27 protein-coding genes are annotated in these 20894 nt (G+C 54.4%); all 27 read right to left on the bottom strand.

Annotated features, from left to right (window positions below; translation table 11 throughout):
* Positions 1 to 24: 24 nt before the first annotated feature.
* The 27 genes from atpG to NUV48_00690 all read right to left on the bottom strand — a co-directional run bounded on the left by atpG (position 25) and on the right by NUV48_00690 (position 20888).
* Positions 25 to 885 carry an ATP synthase F1 subunit gamma gene (gene atpG / locus NUV48_00820; protein MCR4440678.1) on the bottom strand — a complete coding sequence of 287 codons (861 nt, stop codon included), beginning with the start codon at positions 883 to 885 and terminating at the stop codon, positions 25 to 27.
* Positions 886 to 979: 94 nt separating this feature from the next.
* Positions 980 to 2491 (bottom strand): F0F1 ATP synthase subunit alpha, encoded by a 1512-nt coding sequence (atpA, locus tag NUV48_00815; protein ID MCR4440677.1) that lies wholly within the window; start codon positions 2489 to 2491, stop codon positions 980 to 982.
* Between the two features lies 1 nt (position 2492).
* On the bottom strand, positions 2493 to 3059 hold the full coding sequence (locus tag NUV48_00810) for a F0F1 ATP synthase subunit delta (GenBank protein ID MCR4440676.1): 567 nt from the start codon (positions 3057 to 3059) through the stop codon (positions 2493 to 2495).
* Complete coding sequence (gene atpF, locus NUV48_00805) at positions 3056 to 3541, bottom strand: F0F1 ATP synthase subunit B (GenBank protein MCR4440675.1); 486 nt, start codon at positions 3539 to 3541, stop codon at positions 3056 to 3058. Before atpF ends, NUV48_00810 begins: the two co-directional genes overlap by 4 nt.
* Positions 3542 to 3637: 96 nt before the next feature.
* Positions 3638 to 3865: an ATP synthase F0 subunit C gene (gene atpE / locus NUV48_00800; protein MCR4440674.1), complete on the bottom strand. Its 228-nt coding sequence runs from the start codon at positions 3863 to 3865 to the stop codon at positions 3638 to 3640.
* A gap of 99 nt (positions 3866 to 3964) precedes the next feature.
* Entirely contained in the window at positions 3965 to 4690 is a 726-nt protein-coding gene (gene atpB, locus NUV48_00795; GenBank protein ID MCR4440673.1) for a F0F1 ATP synthase subunit A, read from the bottom strand.
* Between the two features lie 7 nt (positions 4691 to 4697).
* Positions 4698 to 5006 (bottom strand): hypothetical protein, encoded by a 309-nt coding sequence (locus NUV48_00790; protein ID MCR4440672.1) that lies wholly within the window; start codon positions 5004 to 5006, stop codon positions 4698 to 4700.
* 37 nt (positions 5007 to 5043) lie between these two features.
* Positions 5044 to 5283: an AtpZ/AtpI family protein gene (locus NUV48_00785; GenBank protein MCR4440671.1), complete on the bottom strand. Its 240-nt coding sequence runs from the start codon at positions 5281 to 5283 to the stop codon at positions 5044 to 5046.
* A gap of 154 nt (positions 5284 to 5437) precedes the next feature.
* Positions 5438 to 6619 carry a UDP-N-acetylglucosamine 2-epimerase (non-hydrolyzing) gene (gene wecB / locus NUV48_00780; protein MCR4440670.1) on the bottom strand — a complete coding sequence of 394 codons (1182 nt, stop codon included), beginning with the start codon at positions 6617 to 6619 and terminating at the stop codon, positions 5438 to 5440.
* A 13-nt stretch (positions 6620 to 6632) separates the two neighbouring features.
* Positions 6633 to 6959: a MazG-like family protein gene (locus tag NUV48_00775; GenBank protein MCR4440669.1), complete on the bottom strand. Its 327-nt coding sequence runs from the start codon at positions 6957 to 6959 to the stop codon at positions 6633 to 6635.
* 1 nt (position 6960) lies between these two features.
* Positions 6961 to 7431 (bottom strand): cytidine/deoxycytidylate deaminase family protein, encoded by a 471-nt coding sequence (locus NUV48_00770; GenBank protein MCR4440668.1) that lies wholly within the window; start codon positions 7429 to 7431, stop codon positions 6961 to 6963.
* Positions 7432 to 7454: 23 nt separating this feature from the next.
* Positions 7455 to 8705, bottom strand: coding sequence for a serine hydroxymethyltransferase (locus tag NUV48_00765; protein ID MCR4440667.1), 1251 nt, complete (start codon positions 8703 to 8705; stop codon positions 7455 to 7457).
* Between the two features lie 12 nt (positions 8706 to 8717).
* On the bottom strand, positions 8718 to 9266 hold the full coding sequence (locus NUV48_00760; GenBank protein MCR4440666.1) for a TIGR01440 family protein: 549 nt from the start codon (positions 9264 to 9266) through the stop codon (positions 8718 to 8720).
* Between the two features lie 61 nt (positions 9267 to 9327).
* The gene (rpiB, locus tag NUV48_00755) at positions 9328 to 9786 is read right to left on the bottom strand and encodes a ribose 5-phosphate isomerase B (GenBank protein ID MCR4440665.1); all 459 of its coding nucleotides are present in this window, start codon (positions 9784 to 9786) and stop codon (positions 9328 to 9330) included.
* A 188-nt stretch (positions 9787 to 9974) separates the two neighbouring features.
* Positions 9975 to 10475, bottom strand: coding sequence for a low molecular weight protein arginine phosphatase (locus NUV48_00750; GenBank protein ID MCR4440664.1), 501 nt, complete (start codon positions 10473 to 10475; stop codon positions 9975 to 9977).
* A 21-nt stretch (positions 10476 to 10496) separates the two neighbouring features.
* Positions 10497 to 11060 carry a manganese efflux pump MntP family protein gene (locus NUV48_00745; GenBank protein MCR4440663.1) on the bottom strand — a complete coding sequence of 188 codons (564 nt, stop codon included), beginning with the start codon at positions 11058 to 11060 and terminating at the stop codon, positions 10497 to 10499.
* A gap of 33 nt (positions 11061 to 11093) precedes the next feature.
* A complete protein-coding gene (locus NUV48_00740) occupies positions 11094 to 12146 on the bottom strand; it encodes an L-threonylcarbamoyladenylate synthase (GenBank protein MCR4440662.1) in 1053 nt (350 codons plus the stop codon).
* A gap of 63 nt (positions 12147 to 12209) precedes the next feature.
* Entirely contained in the window at positions 12210 to 13067 is an 858-nt protein-coding gene (gene prmC / locus NUV48_00735) for a peptide chain release factor N(5)-glutamine methyltransferase (protein ID MCR4440661.1), read from the bottom strand.
* A 77-nt stretch (positions 13068 to 13144) separates the two neighbouring features.
* Complete coding sequence (gene prfA / locus NUV48_00730) at positions 13145 to 14215, bottom strand: peptide chain release factor 1 (protein MCR4440660.1); 1071 nt, start codon at positions 14213 to 14215, stop codon at positions 13145 to 13147.
* A 69-nt stretch (positions 14216 to 14284) separates the two neighbouring features.
* On the bottom strand, positions 14285 to 14485 hold the full coding sequence (gene rpmE, locus NUV48_00725) for a 50S ribosomal protein L31 (protein ID MCR4440659.1): 201 nt from the start codon (positions 14483 to 14485) through the stop codon (positions 14285 to 14287).
* Between the two features lie 134 nt (positions 14486 to 14619).
* Complete coding sequence (gene glpX, locus NUV48_00720; GenBank protein ID MCR4440658.1) at positions 14620 to 15585, bottom strand: class II fructose-bisphosphatase; 966 nt, start codon at positions 15583 to 15585, stop codon at positions 14620 to 14622.
* A 137-nt stretch (positions 15586 to 15722) separates the two neighbouring features.
* Positions 15723 to 16403: a fructose-6-phosphate aldolase gene (fsa, locus tag NUV48_00715; protein MCR4440657.1), complete on the bottom strand. Its 681-nt coding sequence runs from the start codon at positions 16401 to 16403 to the stop codon at positions 15723 to 15725.
* A 95-nt stretch (positions 16404 to 16498) separates the two neighbouring features.
* Complete coding sequence (locus NUV48_00710) at positions 16499 to 17350, bottom strand: class II fructose-1,6-bisphosphate aldolase (protein ID MCR4440656.1); 852 nt, start codon at positions 17348 to 17350, stop codon at positions 16499 to 16501.
* Positions 17351 to 17426: 76 nt separating this feature from the next.
* A complete protein-coding gene (locus tag NUV48_00705; protein ID MCR4440655.1) occupies positions 17427 to 18104 on the bottom strand; it encodes a hypothetical protein in 678 nt (225 codons plus the stop codon).
* Between the two features lie 128 nt (positions 18105 to 18232).
* Positions 18233 to 18601 carry a response regulator gene (locus NUV48_00700; protein ID MCR4440654.1) on the bottom strand — a complete coding sequence of 123 codons (369 nt, stop codon included), beginning with the start codon at positions 18599 to 18601 and terminating at the stop codon, positions 18233 to 18235.
* A 3-nt stretch (positions 18602 to 18604) separates the two neighbouring features.
* Positions 18605 to 19792, bottom strand: a complete 1188-nt coding sequence (alr, locus tag NUV48_00695) for an alanine racemase (protein ID MCR4440653.1) — start codon at positions 19790 to 19792, stop codon at positions 18605 to 18607.
* Positions 19793 to 19805: 13 nt separating this feature from the next.
* Entirely contained in the window at positions 19806 to 20888 is a 1083-nt protein-coding gene (locus NUV48_00690; protein MCR4440652.1) for a peptidoglycan bridge formation glycyltransferase FemA/FemB family protein, read from the bottom strand.
* Positions 20889 to 20894: the final 6 nt, after the last annotated feature.

Below are 20894 nucleotides of genomic sequence, written 5' to 3'. Positions count from 1 at the left end.
GGTTGCTACTTTGTTGTTTTAGCCTCACTGCGCTTTTAGGGCATCGGCGCCGCCCACAATCTCCATAATTTCACGCGTAATGGCGGCCTGGCGCGCCTTGTTGAAGGAAAGGATAAGCCTGTCGATCATTTCGCCGGCATTGTCCGCGGCGGCATGCATGGCCGTCATCCGGGAGCCGTGCTCACCGGCTTTAGCCTCCATCAGGGCCTGGAAAACCTGGTTGTCGACATACTTGGGAAGCAGCATTTCTAAAACTTTTTCCGGCGCCGGCTCATAGAGGTAGTCGCTGGGGCCTGTTTCTTCCGCCTGGTCGTGAAGCAGGGGAAGAAGCTGTTTTATTACCGGTTTTTGCTGCGCAACCGTAATGAACTCCTGGTAAACAAGATGAATTTCGTCATATGTCCCGTCAAGAAAGAGTTTTGCGGCCAAAGCGGCAACCTGTTTGGCCTCCGGAACAGTAGGCGTATCGTTGATACCTAAAAATTCGCCGCTGATTCTCCTGCCGCGGCGCCTCAGGTAGTCCCTTCCTTTGCGTCCCACGGCGATAAACCCTTTTTCCACATCACCGACGCGGGCTGCTTCGGCCACAGCTTTCCTGATGAGATTAGCGTTATAGCCGCCGGCCAATCCCCTGTCTGCCGTGATGAGGATAAATCCTACCGCTTTGACTGTCCTGCGCGTCAGGAAAGGATGCGTTTTCTCCCGGGCCGAGTCAATTATCCTGCCCAGCATCTCCTCCATCTTCACAGCGTAAGGGCGCGAAGCGGCTACCGCAGCTTGTGCTCTGCGGAGTTTGGCTGCCGATACCATCTCCATAGCCTTGGTAATCTGCTGCATGTTTTTGACGCTGCGTATGCGACGCTTGATATCGCGCACTCCTGGCATTCTTTCACCACCTTTTCTCCCGCGCCAGGCAAGTTTCTCTTTTCCTGGCATGCAGCCAGCAGTGTGGCCGCGCGGGCGTTACCTGCTTGCAGAATCAGGCCGTAAAAGATCTCTTGTACTCTTCAATGGCCTCTTTTAACTGTTTTTCAATCTCCGGCTGAATGGCTTTTTCTTTCTTGATGCTGGTCAGCACTTCCTGGTAGTGCGTAGTGTGCAGGAATTTCAAAAAGCCGCTTTCAAAGTCCTTTATTCTGTCCAGCTCTATGTTGTCCAGGTAACCATTAACAGCACAGTATATCACCGCGATCTGTTCCTCGACCGGCATGGGCTGGTACTGCCCCTGCTTGAGGATTTCCATGGTCTTTTGCCCCCGGTTGAGCCGGGCCTGGGTGGCCTTGTCAAGGTCGGAACCGAGCTGGGCAAAAGCCGCCAGTTCGCGGTACTGGGCCAGGTCCAGCCGCAGGCGGCCGGCCACTTGTTTCATGGCTTTTATCTGCGCATCACCGCCTACCCGCGAAACGGAAATACCCACGTTGACCGCCGGACGGAACCCGGCGTAAAACAGGTCGGACTCCAGAAAGATCTGGCCGTCTGTAATCGAAATGACATTCGTGGGAATATATCCCGACACGTCGCCGGCCTGGGTCTCGATGATCGGCAAGGCTGTCAGCGAACCGCCGCCCATTTCGTCGTTCAGTTTGGCGGCTCTTTCCAACAGCCGGGAATGGAGGTAGAAGACATCGCCCGGGTAGGCTTCCCGGCCTGGCGGGCGGCGCAGCAGGAGCGACAGCTCGCGGTAGGCCACGGCCTGTTTGGAAAGGTCATCATAGACAACCAGCACGTCCTTTCCGTTGTACATGAATTCCTCCCCCATGGCGCAGCCGGCGTAAGGCGCAATGTAAAGAAGCGGCGCGGGTTCGCTGGCCGTAGCAGCCACCACGATGGTATAGTCCATGGCCCCGGTCGCCTCCAGTTTCTGCACCACGCTGGCCACGGTGGAAGCTTTTTGCCCGATGGCCACGTAGATGCAGATGACATCCTGCCCTTTCTGGTTGATGATCGTGTCCACCGCCAGGGCCGTTTTCCCGGTCTGGCGGTCGCCGATGATCAGTTCGCGCTGGCCCCGGCCGATAGGGATCATGGAATCAATGGCCTTCAGCCCGGTCTGGAGCGGCTGGTGGACCCTTCGGCGGTATACGACCCCCGGCGCGCGGGCCTCGATGGGTCTGAACCTGTCGGTTATGATCGGGCCCTTGCCGTCAATAGGCTGCCCCACGGCATTGACGACACGGCCTATCAGCGCTTCGCCAACCGGAACCTGCACTATACGGCCGGTCCGCTTGACCTCGTCGCCCTCTTTGATCTGCGTGTACGGACCAAGGATCACGCAGCCTATGTTGTCCTCTTCCAGGTTCAGGGCCATGCCGAAGATTCCCCCGGGGAATTCCAGCATTTCGCCGGCCATCGCCTGGCTCAGGCCGTGGACCCTGGCCACACCGTCAGCGACCTGGATAACCGTACCGATATTGGCTACCTCAACCTGTGTCCGGTAATTCTCAATCTGTTGTTTAAGTATCGAACTTATTTCTTCCGGTCTGATGCTCATTTTATTTGATCACCCCAATCCCTTCAAACTGCGACTGCTGCAGGCGGTTTTTCAATAGCGACAGTTTTTTCGTTACGCTTCCGTCGATTACGGTGTCGCCGATCCGCACGGCAATACCGCCGATGAGCGAGGTATCGATCACACTTCTCAGGCGCACCTTCTTTCCGCTGGCTCTGGCCAGCCTTTGCTCAAGTTCGCGGTAGTCCTTATCCGTAAGCGCAACGGCCGATCTTACTTCGGCGTCGATAATGTTTCTGGTCTGGTCCGCATAGTTTTTGAATTCCTCGATGATCTCAAGATAAAGGTTTTCACGCCTTTTATCTACAATCAGGAAAAGAAAATCACAAACCAGCGGGTTGAGCTGTCCCGCAATCATGCTTTTCAAGACCTTCTTTTTTTCCTCCGGCAGAACTTTGGGATTGTCCATGAATTCTTTAAAATGCGGTTCGCCGAGGAGAATTTCCCTGAAACGTTCCAGTTCTTTTTCATACTCTTCCAATGTATCGCGCTCCACGGCAATCATCAGGAGGGCCTGGGCATAGCGCCGCGGCACCGTGCGGTTAATCACGACGCATCCCCCACCTCTTGTACAAATTCACGGATCATTTTTTCGTGGTCCTGGGGTTCGAGCGTTCTCTCCAAAACCTTGCTCGCGGCCATAACCGCCAGGGAAGCCACTTCATTGCGCAGCTCAGCCTTGGCTTTTTCTTTTTCCAGTCCGATTTCAGCCTGGGCCTTCTTCATTAGCCTGGCCGCTTCGTCCCGCGCCTCCTGGATTATGCCGGCCTTCGACTCTTCGGCCAGCCTGGTGGCCTTACTGATAATCTCCTGGGCCTCCTGCCGGGCATTCTGCATTTCCCTGGTGTATTCCTCTTTCATTCTGGCAGCTTCGCTGCGCGCAGCTTCCGCCTCGGCGAGCTGGTTTTTGATCTGCTGCTTCCTGACCTCCAGCATCCCCAGGAGGGGTTTGTACAGAAATTTATTTAGAATGGCTACCAGCACGAGAAAGTTGATGATAGCCCAGATCATGTCCGGTACATGGATATTCATCAGCGTATCCCCCTTTTAACTTGCTGAATAAGGGATAATCCCGGGGGGCGGCCTGCATGGCTGGCCGCCCTCCCCCACCAGCTTGAGAAAGACTGGTCAGATTTTACCATAGAGCAGGAAGGCGATCAATAAACCGTAGATCGTCAGGGCTTCCATAAATGCCAGGGAAAGAATCAGCGCAGTGCGGATTTCTCCGGCAGCCTCGGGTTGTCTGGCGATAGACTCCATGGCTTTTCCCGCGGCATTGCCTTGACCAAGACCAGGGCCAATGGTGGCAACAGCTACAGCCAGGGCAGCTCCTAAAGCAATAATACCTGCTGTCATGTGGTATAACCTCCTTTCAAAGGTATGCAAAAGTACGGGGACACCTGTTAACAGCCGGAAGCCCCGAAACGCACCCCGCCAGAACAGGCCCGCCCGCTTTTAATGATGTTCTGCGGTGGCGGTGGCAATATAGAGCGCCGCCAGCATGGTAAAAACAAACGCCTGGATCAATCCGAAGAGTACGCCCAAAAGCATCATGGGAAGAGGAAGAAAGAGGGGAACCAAGGCAAAAAGGCTGGCCACCACCATTTCTTCTCCGAAGATGTTGCCGTAAAGACGCAAAGAAAGCGACAGCGGCTTGACAAACTCCTCGATGATGTTCAGCGGCAGTAAAAAGGGAAGCGGCTCGATGAAATGCCGGAAATACTTGATCCCCTTTGTTTTTACCCCGTAGTAGTGAGTGGAAACAAACACTACCAGGGCAAAGCCGGCCGTAACGCTCAGGGTGCTGGTTGGCGCCTGCAGGCCGGGAATGTGACCGGCCCCGGGCAGCAGGCCCGAATAGTTGGAAGCCAGGATCAGGATGAAGAAACTGGCCAGCAGCGGGAAGTATCGTTTCGCCAGTTTTTCTTTGCCCATAACCTGGCTCAAAAGGCCAAGTATGGCCTCCAGGCCGAATTCCATAAAATTCTGGAGGCGGCTTTCGGGGACTTTTTCCAGTTTTCTTGTGGCCAAATAAGCCAGCAGGGTGATGAGGAGCATTAACCCCCACATGGTTGTAACCACGCTGGATACCTCCAGGCCGAAAAGAGAGAAAAGGGCACGGCTGTGTTCCGCTCCTTTTTCTGCAGCTTCCGCAGCATAAACCGGTGTCGCCAAAAACATTTTCAATTCACCCCTTTCTTTCCTTCTTGTTCAACAGGTTTTTGAAAAAAAGAGCATTCTTGCTGGCAGTTAGGCCAAAAGCGGCAGCCACAAGCATGGCGGTATCTTTATGCACCAAAAACAGGGTGGCAAAATTCAAAATATAGCGGAGGCCATACCTGAGCATAATGGCGTTTTTTCCCTGTTCGGGGCTCAAGCATTCCGCCTTTTTCACTCCCTGCAGCAGTATCAAATGGTTGAAGAACGAAACGGTTAGGCCAATAACCAGACCGGTTAACGCCGGCAGCATCCAGCCCGGCAAACGGATCACCCTCATTCATTTACGCTTCCAGCCGGTCGTCGGCTGCTGTTCCTTATTCTTCCTCGCTGTCGCCAGGTTTTCTTTCCAGGGTTTTAAGTTCGGCTAACAGTCTTTTAAAAACAGTGGCCACGGCAAGAATTATTCCCACAAACATAAAAACAGGGGCGGTGCCCAAACGGTTATCTAACCACTTTCCCCCCTGATAAAGTAGATAGACCGTGATAGCCATTGTCAAACCGAAGCTCAAGCCGAAGTTTATGTATTTGAAAGACGGATTTTGTTTGAAGCCCATAAACAACCCCTGTATCCTCGTACTGTAAAAGCCTGTAACTGTGCTGCACGCCCGGCAGTTTATTAGCATTATATCGCCTTATATTATGTCCTTTTCTCCAAATAATAATTTAACACAACTGCTGAATATGTCACAACCTTTTTATTTTAAAATCTTATCTTTTGTTTTGAAAATTCCCTGATGCGCCCTTGAAACGGCCTGGCCTTTCGCCGCTCCACCCCCAGTAGTAATACAGGGCCTGGACGATCCTCTGGCTGGCTTTCCCGTCTCCGTACGGGTTAACGGCGCCGGCCATCCGGCGGTATGCCTCTTCGTCCACCAGCAGTCTTTTGGCCGCCTGGTAAATTCTATCCCTTTTTGTGCCTACCAGTTCCACGGTTCCGGCACAAACCGCCTCCGGCCGCTCAGTGTTCTCCCTTAAAACCAAAACCGGTTTACCCAGGGCGGGCGCTTCTTCCTGCAGGCCTCCCGAATCTGTCAGGACAAGGTAGGACTTGTTCATCAGGTTGGCAAAGGGCTCGTAGTCCAGCGGCTCAATCAAAAGTACCCTCTCTTGTCCTTCCAGCACCTCCTCCGCCACGGAGCGTACAGCCGGGTTTTTATGAACGGGGAAGACCAGGACCACGTCAGGAAATTCGCGGACTATGTCCCTTAAGGCCATGTACATCTGGTGCATCCGCTCCCCCAGGTTCTCCCGCCGGTGCGTGGTGACAACAAGCACGCGGTGTTTCGCAAAATCAATCCCTCTTAACGAGGGTGTTTCGAACTTGTACTCATCGCGCACTGTCCTGAGCAGGGCGTCAATCACGGTGTTTCCCGTGACAAAAATCTGTTCCCCCCTGATCCCTTCGCGGAGGAGGTTCTCTTCCGCCGTAATGGTGGGAGCGAAGTGCAGATCGCAAATGGCGCCGGCCAGCCGCCTGTTCATTTCCTCGGGAAAAGGCGAATACTTGTTGCCCGAACGCAAACCCGCCTCAACGTGGGCTGACGGAACCTGTTCGTAATAGGCGGCCAGGGCCCCCACGAAGGTGGTGCTCGTGTCTCCGTGAACCAAAACGAGATCCGGCCTCTCCTTACGCAGGACCTCTTTCAGCCCCTGCAGCGCCCGGACGGTAATGTCGTAAAGCGACTGCCCGGCCTGCATGATGTCCAGGTCATAATCAGGTTTTATTTTAAACAGGCGCAGGACCTGGTCCAGCATTTCACGGTGCTGGGCCGTAACGGCAATACGGCAGTCAATCCTGCGGTCTTCCTGCAACGCTTTTACCAGGGGCGCCATTTTAATAGCCTCCGGCCTGGTGCCGAACACGGCAAGTGTTTTGCGGGAAACGGTCATTTGATCCTTCTCCTCATTCATCGCGGGGGGCTATTGAAAGGTAGCCTTTCTTGACAAGTTTTTCCAGATGACTCTCCACCGCTTTTTCAATATCCACCTGGTACTGTTCTTCCAGCACGAACATCATGGAGACGGCGGTCTGGGCTACGTCCAGGAGTTCCTGGACAATCAGCCTCACCACTTGCTCGTCTTCCTTCCTGGCCAGTTCGCCGTTAAGCCCCCGGAATTTTCCGATAGCCTGGGCCAGTTCCCCGGCTTCCTCCATCAGTTTCAGGGCGGTGGATTCCATGGTCGGCGAAAGCCTGTTCAGCCTGGGCAGAGTTATCGTTTTTTGTTTCATTTCACTCTTCCTCTTTTTCTTCCTCTTCTTTTTCGTACCACGGGCAAAGCTCGATCCCCGCGCTTTTTAAGAGGGATAAGGAAAGCGTGTCGGGATAAGGACCGGCAAACACGATCCGCTTGATCCGGGCGTTTATCAGCATTTTGCTGCAGAGGATACACGGCTGGGTGGTAGTGTAAAGCGTACCGCCGGCAACGCTGATCCCGTGAACAGCGGCCTGGATAATGGCGTTTTGTTCGGCATGGAGTCCCAGGCAGAGTTCATGCCTTTCACCAGCGGGTATCTGCAGTTTTTCGCGCATGCACCCCGTCTCGGCGCAGTGCGGCAGTCCGGTCGGAGCGCCGTTGTACCCGGTAGCGATAATGCGCTTGTCCTTGACAATAATTGATCCCACCTGCCTGCGCAGGCAGGTGGACCTCATAGCGACCATTTTTGTTATTTCCATGAAATATTCATCCCACGAAGGGCGCATTCCGATCACTCCCCTCAACTGGCTTACCAGGCAAACAGGGGGAAACTGGAAACAAGTTCCTTGACCATTTTCCGCGCTTTTTCCTTGGAGGCCGGATCATTACGGCCGGTTATGATCAGGTCGATTATTTCCGCGATTTTTTGCATCTCCGGTTCCTTCATCCCGCGGGTCGTCACTGCGGGGGTGCCGATCCTGATGCCGCTGGTGGTAAAAGGGCTCTGGGGATCGAAAGGAATCATGTTTTTGTTGACGGTTACGCCGGCTTCATCAAGGGCTTTTTCCGCTTCTTTGCCGGTGATGTTTTTGTTTCTAAGGTCAACAAGCAGCAGGTGGTTGTCTGTCCCGCCGGAAACCAGCCGGAAGCCCCTATCTTTCAACGCTTCCACCAGCGCCCCGGCGTTCCTGACAATCTGTTCCTGGTAGCGGCGAAAAGCAGGCTCCATCGCTTCCTTTAAGGCCACGGCCTTGGCGGCGATGACATGCATCAGGGGGCCTCCCTGGATGCCGGGGAAGACGGCCTTGTCGACAGCCTGCGCGTGTTCCGACCGGCAAAGGATCATCCCGCCCCGCGGTCCTCTCAGGGTCTTGTGGGTGGTGGTGGTTACCACGTCCGCGTAAGGTACCGGGCTGGGATGAATTCCCGCCGCCACCAAACCGGCGATATGGGCCATGTCCACCATCAAATACGCGCCGACCTCTTTGGCAATCTCCGAAAACCTGGCGAAATCAATGAACCTCGGGTAAGCGCTGGCCCCAGCCACAATCATCCGGGGACGCGCTTTTTTCGCCAGCAGGGCCAGCTCTTCGTAGTCGATCCTTTCCGTTTCGCTGTCTACCCCGTAGGAAACAATATTGAAGTATTTCCCCGAAATATTAACCGGGCTCCCGTGGGTGAGGTGTCCCCCGTGAGCCAGATTCATTCCCAGGATGGTATCGCCATGGTTCAAAAGGGCAAAATACACCGCCGTGTTGGCCTGGGTGCCGGCATGGGGTTGAACATTGGCGTGTTCGGCCCCAAAGAGAGCCTTGGCCCTTTCCCTGGCCAGTTCTTCTGCTTTGTCCACCCATTCGCAGCCGCCGTAGTAACGCTTCCCCGGGTATCCTTCCGCATATTTGTTGGTCAAAACAGAGCCCTGGGCAGCCATCACCGCGCGGCTGACGAAATTTTCCGAAGCGATCAGCTCGATTTTTTCCTTCTGCCGGTTTTCTTCACCGGCGAGGCAGCTGGCCAGTTCCGGGTCAACCGGCAATACGTACTTTTCGATATAGTCCATTTGTTCTCCTCCTCAGCATGGTTGGTAGCGCGCACGTTCTCCCCCGATCAGTTTCGGCCTCGTCCTGGCCATGGTCAAATGGGCCATCCCAATCGCTTTTAACGAGCCTCGCACCGGTACAGCGACAGGCTTAAGGTGCATCCCGATGAAGGTATCGCCAATGTCCAGCCCGGCATGGGCCCGGATGTTTTCGACCACCACCGGTTCTTCGAACGTCTTCATCGCCTGGTAAGCAAGGCTGCCCCCGGCTCCCTGGACGGGGTACACCGTCACTTCCTCCAGCGAATACCTGTCCAGGCAGCGTTTTTCCACAACCAGGGCCCTGTTCAGGTGCTCGCAGCACTGGACGGCCAGGAAAAGCCCCCTTTCCCGGCAGGCGGGATAAAGCCCTTTCATTACGGCAGCCGCCACGTCCAGGTTTGAGCTTGTCCCTATTTTCTTCCCGGCAATTTCGCTGGTGCTGCAGCCTACCACCAGGATGTCCTCCTTTTTTAGGCGGGCTGCCTCCAGCAGCTCTTCCAGGGCCTGCCGGACTTCAGCGGTGATTTTTTCGCCATCCATCCTTGGTTTTCAATCCTCCCCCGGCTTGTATCGTTTATCTTCAAAGTCAAACCAAATATTATCACTTGGGCGGCGGAAGTACCATGTCCAAGGCCTTAATTTTATCCACTCTCCTTTTATGCCGCCCGCCCGCAAAGACGCTGTCCAGCCACACTCTAACGATTTCCAGGGCCAGGCCGTGCCCGACCACTCTCTCCCCTAAAGCGAGGATATTGGCATCGTTGTGTTCCCTGGAAGCCCGGGCCGAAAAGGTATCATGACAGAGCGCGGCCCGGATTCCCGGGACCTTGTTGGCGGCAATGGAAACCCCTATGCCCGTCCCGCAGACGAGAATTCCTTTTTCGCACCTGCCCGACGCCACGGCCGTGGCAACCTCGACGGCAATATCGGGGTAGTCGCAAGGTTCTGTGCTGCGGGCCCCAAAATCCTCTACCGCGTAACCCTTCTCGGACAGCCACCTTTTTATTTCCTCCTTCAGGAGAAAACCCCCGTGGTCCGAACCCAAAGCAATTGTCAACAACATTTCACTCCTGTTCTTGTAACACCATATAGTTACGACCGGCGCCGTCTTCGTTTCGCGCAATTAGTTCTATTTTCTACTAAAACAGGCAATTTCCTTCTTCATAGAAAAATTTACTGCCGCTGTGTTTATGCAACCGGTTCGCAGCTCCCGTTATTCTCCTCGCAAGCTTCATAGTGTCTTTTGTTCTATTTGTTCAGGCCGTTCAAAAACCTCTCCAGCGCCGCAGGAATAAAGGCGCGCAGTTCGGCGGCGCAGGCCCGGTAATACTCAAGCGGCTTTCCAAACGGGTCAGCAATATCCAGGCCGTTTGGATCTGGGCATTCTCTTTGTCCCTCTTGGCAGGCATACTCCTTTAAGCGGAAAACCTTGCTTCCGGCTTCCGGAGCAAGATATAACACCTCGCTTTTTTGTCTGTTGGTCATCGTCAGGATCAAGTCGGCCTCGCCAATTAAGTCCGGCGTCAGCCTGCGAGAACGGTGTTCCGGCAGGTCGATGCCCAGCTCGCTGATTGCGGCCGCAGCCTCCGCGGTTGGCAGGTCGTTATCGACGGCCCAGGTGCCGGCAGAGATTATTCTTATCTCTTCCTGGTCCGCCTGCCGGCTGCCCAGGTAATGTTTAGCCACGGCTTCCGCCATATAACTCCGGCAGGTGTTGCCGGTGCAAACAAAAAGCAAGGTCCTGCTCACACGGTTAGAGCCTCCTTTCTATCAGGGAAACAGCAGTTTAAAGCCGATAACCACTAGAATAAGACCGCCTGCCAACCCGGCCCTATGCCCAAACGCCTTGTTCAGCCGGCGGCCGAAGAGGAGACCGGACATGGTCATGATGCCAGCCACAATCCCCATCGTCACAACCGTAAGAAACAGGTCGACCCGCAGCGCCCCAAGGCCGAAACCCACAGTCAGCGCATCCAGGCTTACGCTGGCGCCCAGCAGGACCAGGCTGACAGGACTCGTAATATCCAGCGGCCGGGATTGATTTCTTACCGCCGCAACAAGACCAAGTTCCTTCAGGCTGTTCCACACAGCGCTGAGCCCTATCGTCATGAGAATCAGTGCCCCGATGGACCCGGCCATGGGCCCGGCCAGCCTTCCCAGGTACGAGCCAAGGCTCAGCCCTAAAAGAGGCATAAAAATGTGAAAAAGGGTAACCGTCGATGAAACTGTAAGCATTTGCTTTTTCCTCACGCCCGACAGGCCGATGCCGACAGCCACGGAAAAAGCGTCTATTCCCAGGGCAAAAGAAACCAACAGGACCGTATAATAGTTCATGAAACCCCCCGGTGAATCTTTCGATTTGCGTTTTTATGAATTAATCACTTTATACCCCGACGACTTGAGCAGCCTGTTCATCAGCGCCGTCCCCAAGCCTTCTTCCTTGTAAGTCTCGGTCAGGATGACATCGACCCCGGCAGCGTCGCAGCGGCGCAGCTCGCTGTATATGTTGTGGGCTATCTTTTCCAGTTCGCGCCTGCTTCCCAGGTTCTTACTGTAGGCCGTCTCAATTTTTTTACCTTTTTGCCAAACCTCGTCAGTCAGCAAGAGACCGACTTTCCTGCCCTGTCTGGTATAATCCTCCACCAGTTCCAGCACCCTTGACATGACGGTTTCGGGTTCGCCGTCAATAAGAAACACCTGGGCTCGCGGCGCATAGTGGGTGTATTTCATACCAGGCGCCCTGGGAATATCCCGTGGATCAACGAGGGCAGGGTCATACCGTACCGGACCAATCGTTTCCTCAAGCAGTTCGCGGGTTACGCCGCCGGGGCGCAGGATAACCGGCACTTCTCCGGAAACGTCTAAAACGGTCGATTCCAGGCCAAGTCCCGTCGGACCGCCATCGATGACTGCGTCTATGCGGCCGGCCAGGTCTTCCCAGACATGGTCCGCTCTTGTTGGGCTTGGATAACCGGATAGATTCGCGCTGGGGGCGGCTACCGGCAGGCCGGCCTCCCTGATGAGAGCCAGAGCCACCGGGTGCCCAGGCATCCGGACCGCCACCGTCTCAAGACCAGCCGTGATCTCATCTGGTATAAAGGCACTCCTGGGAAGCACAAGGGTAAGCGGTCCCGGCCAAAATGCTTCCATCAGGACCTGGGCTTTTAACGGGACAACGCCGGCCAAGTAAAACACTTCTTGCTGATTGGCAATATGTAAAATGAGCGGGTTGTCGGAAGGCCTCCTCTTGGCGCGGAATATTTTTCTGACTGCTGCCGGATCAAGCCCGTTGGCTCCCAGTCCATATACCGTTTCTGTGGGAAAGGCCACCAGCCCGCCGTTTTTCAAAATGCGGGCAGCTTCCTGGATTATGGTTGGATCGGGGTTTTCCGGATTGATCCGCCAGATTACGGTTTCCAAATCATTATCAGCCTTTCCCAGCAACTAGTCTTGACGATAGTATAACACAAAGTTGCGCCCGTATTACTCTCTTGTTTTTTCCCCAATAACCACCCTGTCTTTTCCCTGGTAGTCTTTTTTGACCCTTAGGCGAGAATACCCATGCCTGGCCATGATTTCCGCCGCACTGCCGCCCTGCTGCCAGCCAACCTCCAGGAGAAGAGAGCCTCCCGGCAAGAGAAATTCAAAAGCCGCAGGGATGATCTCCTTATAGAACTCGAGCCCGTCTTTTCCCCCATCAAGCGCAATCCGGGGTTCTTTTTTCACTTCTTCGGCCAGCGATGCCAGTTCCTCTTCGGTTAGATAAGGCGGGTTGGAGACAATCAAGTGGAATTTTATGCCGGGCGGAAGAGGAGCGAACAGGTCGCCCTTCAGGAACTCGACCCTGTCCCCGACCCCGTTTCGACGGGCGTTTTGACGAGCCACTTCCAGGGCCGGACCGGAAATATCCACGGCCCATACCCGGCAGCGCGGCAAATAAAAGGCCAGGCTGACGGCAATGGCGCCGCTTCCCGTGCCGATATCGAGAATCCTGGGTTCCACAAAGGATTTACCAAGCCCGATCGCTTCCTCGGCCAGCAGTTCGCTGTCCCAGCGGGGAATAAGCACATCTGGGGAAACTTTAAAAGGAAGGGACATGAATTCCTGTTCTTCCACAATGTATTGGAGCGGTTCACGTCTGACCCTTCGCCCGATCAGGCTCATGTATTTTTCTTGCGCATCTTCATCAAGAAGCTCATCAAGATCAGTAATCAGTTTCAATCCTTTTTTGCCCCAGGCTTTTTCCAGGATAAGCCTGCTCTCAAGGCGGGCGACCCGCTTGTCCAAGCCCAGCCCGGCCAGGAGCGAGACTGCCCACTGCAGCGCTTCCCTGCCAGTCACTGTGTACCACCTGCCCGGTATTTTGTCCACGGTTAAAACCGTACACGCCTGTCAGTGTACGGTTCTGGTCCTTCATTCTATTGTTCCGCTTTCTTCAGCTTTTCAGCCTGGTCCGTGGTAATCAGGGCATCGATAAATTCGTCCAGTTCACCCTGCAGGACATCTTCCAAACGGTAGGAGGTAAGCCCAATCCGGTGGTCGGTCACCCTTCCCTGCGGGAAATTGTAAGTGCGGATGCGTTCACTCCTGTCGCCGCTGCCAACCATTGTCCTGCGGGCGCTCGCCATTTCGCCGGCCTGTTCCATTTTGGCCTTCTCCAGCAAGCGAGCCCTTAAAACTTTCATGGCTTTTTCCTTGTTTTTGTGCTGTGATTTTTCGTCCTGGCAGGAAACCACAATGCCCGTCGGCAAGTGGGTCACGCGCACCGCAGACTGGGTGGTGTTTACCGACTGTCCGCCCGGCCCGCTGGAACAGAAGATGTCTATCCGGAGGTCGTTGGGGTTTATTTCCACATCCACTTCCTCAGCTTCGGGAAGAACGGCCACTGTTGAAGCCGAGGTATGAATGCGTCCGCCTGACTCGGTGACGGGTATTCGCTGCACCCTGTGCACGCCGCTTTCAAACTTTAACCGGCTGTATGCACCTTTACCCTCGATCATGGCGATTACTTCTTTGAAACCGCCGATATCGGTATAACTGGCGGAAAGCATTTCCACCTTCCAGCCCTTTTTCTCCGCATAACGGGTGTACATTTTCAGCAGGTCGGCAGCAAACAGAGCAGCTTCTTCCCCGCCCGTACCGCTTCGAATCTCAATGATCACGTTTTTCTCGTCATTGGGGTCTCTGGGCAAAAGCAGGACTTTCAACCGGTCTTCAAGTTTATCTTTTTCTTCCTTCAATTCTTCCAGATCGGCCTCCACCAGGTCGCGAAAATCCGGTTCCAGTCTTTCGTCCAGCAGTTCCCTGTTTTCCTCGATCCTTTTCAAAACTTCCTTGTATTCGCGGTACGCGGCCACAACCTCGCTCAAGGCGGCATGGGCCTTGGCATGTTTTTGCCACTCGCTCTGCTGGCTGATTATTTCCGGGTCGCCGAGCAGGCGGCCCAGTTCTTCGTAATGCTCTTCAAGCTGCTGCAGTTTTTCCAGCATAACATCGCACCTTATTCCTTTATTTTGAATGGAGTATAAATATAGCAGAGCCTCTGCTCTGCTACGTTTTTATTCGATACCGTACTTGTTTTTAAACCTTTCAACCCGGCCTGTCGTGTACACGAAGCGCTGCTTGCCGGTAAAGAACGGGTGGCACTTGGAGCAAACCTCAACCCTGAGGTTCGGCTTGGTTGATCCGGTTTCGAATGTCTCCCCGCAGACACAGGTTACCGTCGCTTTGCCGTATTTGGGATGTATACCCTCTTTCATATTCTCACCTCTTTCCAAAACCGGCTAAACCGATTGGACTTTCCATGCAAGGAAAAATTATATCACAGACCGTTTCCCCGCGCAAGACGCCGAAATAGCCATATTTTGCCATAATCCGTTTTTCTTGCCGTATTTTATACCTGAACGTATTTGGTTTTCCTGTCAACACGGTGCTGGGCTTCGATAAACCTGACGGTTCCTGAGGCCCTTCGCATGATGACGGTATGGGTTGTGGCAGTATTGCCGTAAAACCGCACGCCTTTCAGGAAATCGCCGTCCGTTATCCCCGTAGCCGCAAAAATAACATCCTCTCCCCTGACCAAGTCATTCATTTTGAGTATTTTGTTTATATCGTCAATTCCCAGCTTACGGGCACGTTCCTTGTCTTTTTCATCCTCCGGCCAAAGCCTGCCCTGGAACTCGCCTCCCAGGCAGCGCAAAGCCGCAGCAGCCAAAACACCTTCCGGGGCCCCGCCGATCCCTAAAACCATATCGACTCCCGACCCCGGAATAGCCGTCGCTACGGCCGGCGAAACGTCTCCGTCGCTTATCAGTTTGATCCGTACCCCCAGGCGGCGCAGCTCCTTGATTATTTCGCTGTGGCGCGGTCTGTCGAGAACCACGACGGTCAGGTCGTGAACACCCTTATTGAGGCTTTGGGCAACCGCCTTAACGTTTTCGGCGACGCTGGCATCCAGGCTTATTTTTCCCACGGCGGCGGGACCTGCCGCGATTTTTTCCATGTACATGTCAGGGGCATGCAGCAGGCAGCCGCTGGGAGCAACTGCCAGTACCGAAATGGCGCCCGTCAGGCCCTTGGCCACAAGGTTTGTTCCTTCCAGCGGGTCCACCGCCACATCAACCTGGACGTGTCTGCCTCTGCCCACCTTTTCCCCGATATAGAGCATGGGCGCCTCGTCCATTTCTCCTTCGCCTATCACTACGGTACCGTCAATGTTAATTGTATCGAACATGGCCCGCATGGCTCTTACCGCCGCATCGTCGGCAGCATTTTTGTCGCCGCGTCCCCACCAGCGCGCCGAAGCCAGGGCAGCCGCCTCCGTAACGCGCGCGAACTCAAGCGCCAGTTCCCGTTCTATTATGCAGTCCAACCTCTCCGAAGACATCTTGCACTCCTCCCCTCTTTTGCCTGCGCCCGCTTTGCTGAAGCTCCTCTTTACCCGGGCGCGCAGGAACGTCTCTGCCCAGGCCGGGCGGAACCGAAAACCAGGCCTGCTTACGGTCGCTGCCGTCGGCTATTTTTCGCCGGTTTTTTTGCTGCGTTTTCCCAATCAGCCAGGAATCTCTCGATGCCGATCCGGGTAACGGGATGTTCGATCATCTGGAGCAGCACCTTGTAAGGTATTGTGGCGATATGAGCCCCGGCTTTGGCCGCCTCAACGACATGGAGCGGGTGCCGGATGCTGGCGGCAATGACCCTTGCCTTCAGGGAATGGATTTCATACACTGCGGCAATATCCGCCACCAGGGACATCCCGTCAAACCCGATGTCGTCCAATCTGCCCACAAAAGGGCTTACATAGGCGGCCCCGGCCCTGGCGGCCAGCAGCGCCTGGTTGAGAGAAAAAACCAGCGTCACGTTGGTCTTGATGCCCTGCCGGTTCAAAACGTTTACCGCCTTTAGACCTTCGGCCGTCAAAGGTATTTTTACAACCACATTGTCTCTGATCGCCGCCAGCTTTTGGGCTTCTTCAACCATCCCGGCCGCGCCGGTCGAAATGACTTCCGCGCTGACTGGCCCGGGAACCATCCCGGCTATCCGCTCCACCAGTTCAAAGAAATCCATCCCTTTTTCCCTGGCCACCAGGGTCGGATTGGTGGTTACCCCGCTGATAACTCCCAGCTCCGCAGCTTCCCTGATCTCTTCCAGGTTCGCCGAATCAAGGAACAGCTCCATACGAATCCCTCCACCGGAACCATTTATTTTCTCATTCTCGCTTTTTGTCTCGTTCTCCAGGTCTGAACCGCCGCAAATCGCTTTCGCTGGCGCTGTCAGGCTTTCCCGCTGGAACCGAAAAGGCGGATTTTTTCCCTGACGATTGCGGTCATTTCTTCCCGGGCCGGGCCCAGGATCTTGCGCGGGTCAATCTCTTTGGGATTTTTGACGGCTTCCCGCACCCCTTTGACGAAGGCCTCACGGATGTTGGTGTCAATATTGACTTTGCGGACGCCTAAGGAGATGGCCTTCTGGATGTCTTTGTCGGGAACCCCGGACGAACCGTGCAGCACTATGGGCACGTTGACCAGGCTGCGCACCTTGGCCAGCCTGTCGAAATCGAGCTCCGGGTCGAACTTATACTGGCCGTGGGCGGTGCCTATGGCAATGGCCAGCGAACCCACCCCGGTTTGTTCAACAAATGTTTTGGCTTCCTCGGGATCAGTCAGCATCGCTTCTCTTTCCAGCACCGTAATGTCATCCTCTGTCCCGCCGATTTTCCCGAGTTCGGCTTCAGTCGACACGCCCACCGCCGAGGCGATCTCCACCACTTTCTTGGTCAGGGCGATGTTTTCTTCCAGGGGAAGCTTGGAACCGTCTATCATTACCGATGTAAAACCGTAGCGAATGCACTGGATGACCTGGTTGAAACTTGTTCCATGGTCCAGGTGCAAGGCAACGGGAATGCGAGTGTTCTTGGCGGCAACACTGACCAGCCCTACGATGTACTCCAACCCCGCATACTTAATGGCTCCCTGGCTTGCCTGAATGATAACCGGGGCATTCTCCGCCTCGGCAGCCGCAACGATGGCCTGAACTATCTCCATATTGTTGCAGTTAAAAGCTCCTACGGCATAACCTCCCTTTTCGGCTTTGTCAAGTAACTCTTTCCCGGTAACAAGCGGCATTTATAAACCCTCCTTAAATTAATTTAATCAGCTGTCAGGTTATAGTGTGCTATTTTGGCCTGTTTTTTATCGTTGATCAGGTGTTTCTTTTCGAAGGCCCCCGCCGGCACAGCCGTTTTTGATCAAGGTAACGGTAAGCGCGCGCTTCAAGCTGCAGTTCCTTCATTCCCTGCAGCAATTGCAGGTCCTGGATGGTTTCGGCAAATAAAATCCCCACCGCCTCGCATTCAGTACAGAACAGTTCGATCCGGTCGGGGTACGCTTCCACATCTATATGACCGGCGCCGCAGCCGCAGTCCAGGCGCCCGTCCTCCGCCAGTTCGCGCAAAAAATCAAGTGCCTGGTACATAATTTCCGGGTTGAGAAAATGTTTGTCGTAACCCAGGTCTTCGGCCATTTCTTTCGCCGGGCGGTCTGTCAGCCGGATATTTTCCCTCACCTGCTCTTTAGGCCCGATTAACGCGATCTCCAGGCCGGACAGTTCGCAGGCAACCTTTTGTATGCCGCCTCCCCACAGCTGAAACGCCTTAAAGGTCTGCTGGTGCCTGGCCTCGCACAGCGGGCACTCTACATGCAGGCTGAAATTTTTGGGGCCGGTTTTGGTTATGGTTGCCAGGTGCGTGCCGCAGCTGCAGATCACCTTGTGTTTGCCGGAATTCAATTCAAAACGGGAAAGAGGAAAAAAACCCGGCTGCCCGCAGTCCGGGCACCGCAGGGCCAGTGTCGTCCTGGTCGTTATAAGCACTGCCGGCACCTTCCTTCCACCTGATTCCTAAAAGTAAAAACATTAGAACGGCGTGCAGTTCAAGTCAATGACCCAAAAAAGTATTCTTCATCGCTTTACAAAATCCTGCCAGTTTTCCGAAGGAAAAGGATACTTTTTCAGGCGCTGTTCATACCTTCCAAAAAATTCTTTATTTCTTCAAGATCAAAAGGTTTGCGGATGATCCCGCACACCCCCAGCCTGGCAATGTCTTCGGCCTGGTAAATCTCACCGTAACCGGTCATCAGGACTATTTTAAGCAGGGGGGCTATTTCGCGAAGCCGTTTTATGGTTTCAAGTCCGCTTAGACCAGGCATTTTCATGTCGATAAGCGCCGCGCTGAATTGAGTATTCGCCGCCATCCTGACAGCCTCGTTCCCCGTTGAAACGGTAACCGCTTCATATCCCAGAATGGCACAGGTCTCACCGAGCAGTCTTCTGATCCCTTCCTGGTCGTCCACCACCAGCACCTTACCGTGAATACTCATTGTTTACCACCCTTTTTCCAGGAGTATTTGTTGACGGTAGTTAAGCTTTTCCCCCTTATGAATATAACGCCTGGGAACTGCCGGGCTCACCGCCGTTCTCCTTGCCGGCACCTGGGCCGTCGTCCCAATCTCAAGGCCCGGAATGCCGGTCACATCCACCATCGTCATTTGCATGCCCACTTTCCCGATAACACGCCCTTGGCCCCCGGGAAAGACGACAGCAGGCCTCATACGAGGGTGATTCAGGTATTGCAAAACCAGCTTGGCTATCCCTTTAAGCAGCTCTAGAAAACTGGCAGGTTTAAAAACCGGCTCCACCTGTAATCCGTCGGCAAAACCCACCGGCAGAAGCGCCACCGTTGTTTTGCGGGAAGTCACGAACGCACGACCGTAGCCCACGCCGTGGCCCGGCGGTAATTCACGCAGGTGAATAACACGCGCCTTCATAACCCAGGGGTCCTTCAAGTCCAACATCCCTTCCTGCCAGGGGCTCGGATACTGTCCATAAAGAAGGGTGCCCGTGCGGACCATATCCAGGTGCATTTCCGGTAAATCCAGCAGTGCGGCGCTGTTGGCAATATGCCTGGTTATCCCCTTTATCCCGGCTCGTTCCAACTCCTCAAGGGCTTTTTTGAACAGGCCAAACTGCTTTTTGGCGTTTGTTTTGTTCTTCCACATGGCGGTTGACAAATGGGAGTAAATCCCTTCCAGCACCAGCCCGGAACTGTTGAGGACCGCCAGGGCGGCGTCGGCAATTTCATCCGGCCAATACCCCAGGCGACCCATTCCCGTTTCGACCTTCAGGTGAACGCTTATCTTGCGGTTGGATTTTGACCCGGCATCATCTAACCAGTCCAGGGACCGGCGGGAAGCGATGGTCGCCGTCAATTCCAGGTCGGCAACGGCCTGTGCTTCTTCAGGCAGAAACGGTCCGAAAACCAAAACAGGCGCATTGATCCTTCCTTCTCTCAGCTGCCGGCCTTCTTCCACGGTAGTGACGCCCAGCATATCTATCCCCAGCTGCTCAAGGGTTCGCGCGACTTCAACCGCGCCGTGACCGTAGGCATCCGCCTTAACTACACCAAGTATCTTCACGTCCTTGCCCACCAGCCGGCGCAGCTGGAAGTAATTGTGACTTATGGCCTCAAGGTCGATTTCCACCCATTTCGGGACAGTCGAAAAAGAATCCATCGTTTCACCGCCCCTATTTTTTTAGTCGTTTTTTCAGGTTAATCAGGCGCCTGACGTTTTTCTGATAGAGAGGTTCGAGCCGCGTCCAAAGCCTGTAATGGCAAGGCAGAAATACCAGGTCGTGCTCTCCGATAAATTCGGTATATGTCCCGTTGAAGCCTTTCTTGAAGCGATACAATCCGTAAAGCGGGTTGTCTTCAGAGAGATTGCCCGGCACGCCCCTGAAGTCGTAAAACAGGCAGCCGTTTTCCTTGGCCCATTGGATCATCCGCCACTGCAGCAGGTAGTTGGGCATTACGTTCCGGTGGCTGTTGGAAGAAGCCCCGTAGATATACCAGGCCTTGTCCCCAAAGAGAAAGGCCAGGGTTCCGGCAATCGCTTTGCCTTCGTAATAGGCCATAAATAGTTTTAGGTACCCGGGGGGGGTAAGATAATCCCACAAATCAAGGAAATACGGGTAGGGACGGACAAGGAATCTGTCGCGTTCTGTGGTCTCTTTCAGTATTTCGTAAAATACCGGCAGGTCTTCCCTGGTGCAGTCATCGCGGACCTCTACTCCCTTTTTTTCGGCTAACCGTATGTTATAGCGGGTCTTGGGGTGAAAACGGTGGAAAAGGTCTTCTAGCGAAGGGCTCAAATCAAGTCGAAAAACAAATTTGGGCTGGACACCTTCGAAACCGGCTCCTTTGTCCCCGGCAACAAAATTTCTTGACTTAAGGTATTCGCCAAAAGACCGGTGACCGGCAGGAATATCCGGGTCGATTTTTAAAAATACGGCCCTGTGCCGGGAAGCCAGTTTTTTGACTTCTGCAAACAGGAAATCCATCAATTCCCAGTCTTCAACATCGCCCACCGGTCCCCGGGGCGCGTAAAAAATGGCCTTTCCCAGCAGTGGAATGCGCCGCTTTAAAATGGAAACCGCTGCGCGCGGCACCCCCTCTTTGTCCTCCACCAGAAGCCTGATAGGCTGCCATTCTCCCCGCCCTTTTATCTCCCCCCATTCATAGGACTGCAGGATATGTCCCTTGGGAGCGTACGCTACGAAGTTATTAAAGGCTTCCTTTTCCTGCGGTCCAATCAGCCTCGCTCGATACATCGGGTC

This window comes from Peptococcaceae bacterium (assembly GCA_024655825.1).
Taxonomy (GTDB): Bacteria; Bacillota; Peptococcia; order DRI-13; family PHAD01; genus JANLFJ01.
This window is presented reverse-complemented; position numbering and strand designations above follow the sequence as displayed.

What these genes read in the sequence shown, in the direction of transcription:
- atpF (MCR4440675.1), bottom strand. Translation starts at nt 3,541, where the DNA reads ATGAATATCCATGTACCGGACATGATCTGGGCTATCATCAACTTTCTC.
- NUV48_00745 (MCR4440663.1), bottom strand. Translation starts at nt 11,060, where the DNA reads ATGAACTATTATACGGTCCTGTTGGTTTCTTTTGCCCTGGGAATAGAC.
- fsa (MCR4440657.1), bottom strand. Translation starts at nt 16,403, where the DNA reads ATGGAGCTGTTCCTTGATTCGGCGAACCTGGAAGAGATCAGGGAAGCT.
- NUV48_00700 (MCR4440654.1), bottom strand. Translation starts at nt 18,601, where the DNA reads ATGAGTATTCACGGTAAGGTGCTGGTGGTGGACGACCAGGAAGGGATC.
- NUV48_00760 (MCR4440666.1), bottom strand. Translation starts at nt 9,266, where the DNA reads ATGGATGGCGAAAAAATCACCGCTGAAGTCCGGCAGGCCCTGGAAGAG.
- wecB (MCR4440670.1), bottom strand. Translation starts at nt 6,619, where the DNA reads ATGACCGTTTCCCGCAAAACACTTGCCGTGTTCGGCACCAGGCCGGAG.
- atpB (MCR4440673.1), bottom strand. Translation starts at nt 4,690, where the DNA reads ATGTTTTTGGCGACACCGGTTTATGCTGCGGAAGCTGCAGAAAAAGGA.
- NUV48_00790 (MCR4440672.1), bottom strand. Translation starts at nt 5,006, where the DNA reads ATGAGGGTGATCCGTTTGCCGGGCTGGATGCTGCCGGCGTTAACCGGT.
- NUV48_00785 (MCR4440671.1), bottom strand. Translation starts at nt 5,283, where the DNA reads ATGGGCTTCAAACAAAATCCGTCTTTCAAATACATAAACTTCGGCTTG.
- NUV48_00775 (MCR4440669.1), bottom strand. Translation starts at nt 6,959, where the DNA reads ATGAAACAAAAAACGATAACTCTGCCCAGGCTGAACAGGCTTTCGCCG.
- prfA (MCR4440660.1), bottom strand. Translation starts at nt 14,215, where the DNA reads ATGCTGGAAAAACTGCAGCAGCTTGAAGAGCATTACGAAGAACTGGGC.
- atpE (MCR4440674.1), bottom strand. Translation starts at nt 3,865, where the DNA reads ATGACAGCAGGTATTATTGCTTTAGGAGCTGCCCTGGCTGTAGCTGTT.
- alr (MCR4440653.1), bottom strand. Translation starts at nt 19,792, where the DNA reads ATGGATTCTTTTTCGACTGTCCCGAAATGGGTGGAAATCGACCTTGAG.
- atpG (MCR4440678.1), bottom strand. Translation starts at nt 885, where the DNA reads ATGCCAGGAGTGCGCGATATCAAGCGTCGCATACGCAGCGTCAAAAAC.
- NUV48_00710 (MCR4440656.1), bottom strand. Translation starts at nt 17,350, where the DNA reads ATGCCGCTTGTTACCGGGAAAGAGTTACTTGACAAAGCCGAAAAGGGA.
- rpmE (MCR4440659.1), bottom strand. Translation starts at nt 14,485, where the DNA reads ATGAAAGAGGGTATACATCCCAAATACGGCAAAGCGACGGTAACCTGT.
- atpA (MCR4440677.1), bottom strand. Translation starts at nt 2,491, where the DNA reads ATGAGCATCAGACCGGAAGAAATAAGTTCGATACTTAAACAACAGATT.
- NUV48_00765 (MCR4440667.1), bottom strand. Translation starts at nt 8,705, where the DNA reads ATGGACTATATCGAAAAGTACGTATTGCCGGTTGACCCGGAACTGGCC.
- NUV48_00690 (MCR4440652.1), bottom strand. Translation starts at nt 20,888, where the DNA reads ATGTATCGAGCGAGGCTGATTGGACCGCAGGAAAAGGAAGCCTTTAAT.
- NUV48_00770 (MCR4440668.1), bottom strand. Translation starts at nt 7,431, where the DNA reads ATGCGCCCTTCGTGGGATGAATATTTCATGGAAATAACAAAAATGGTC.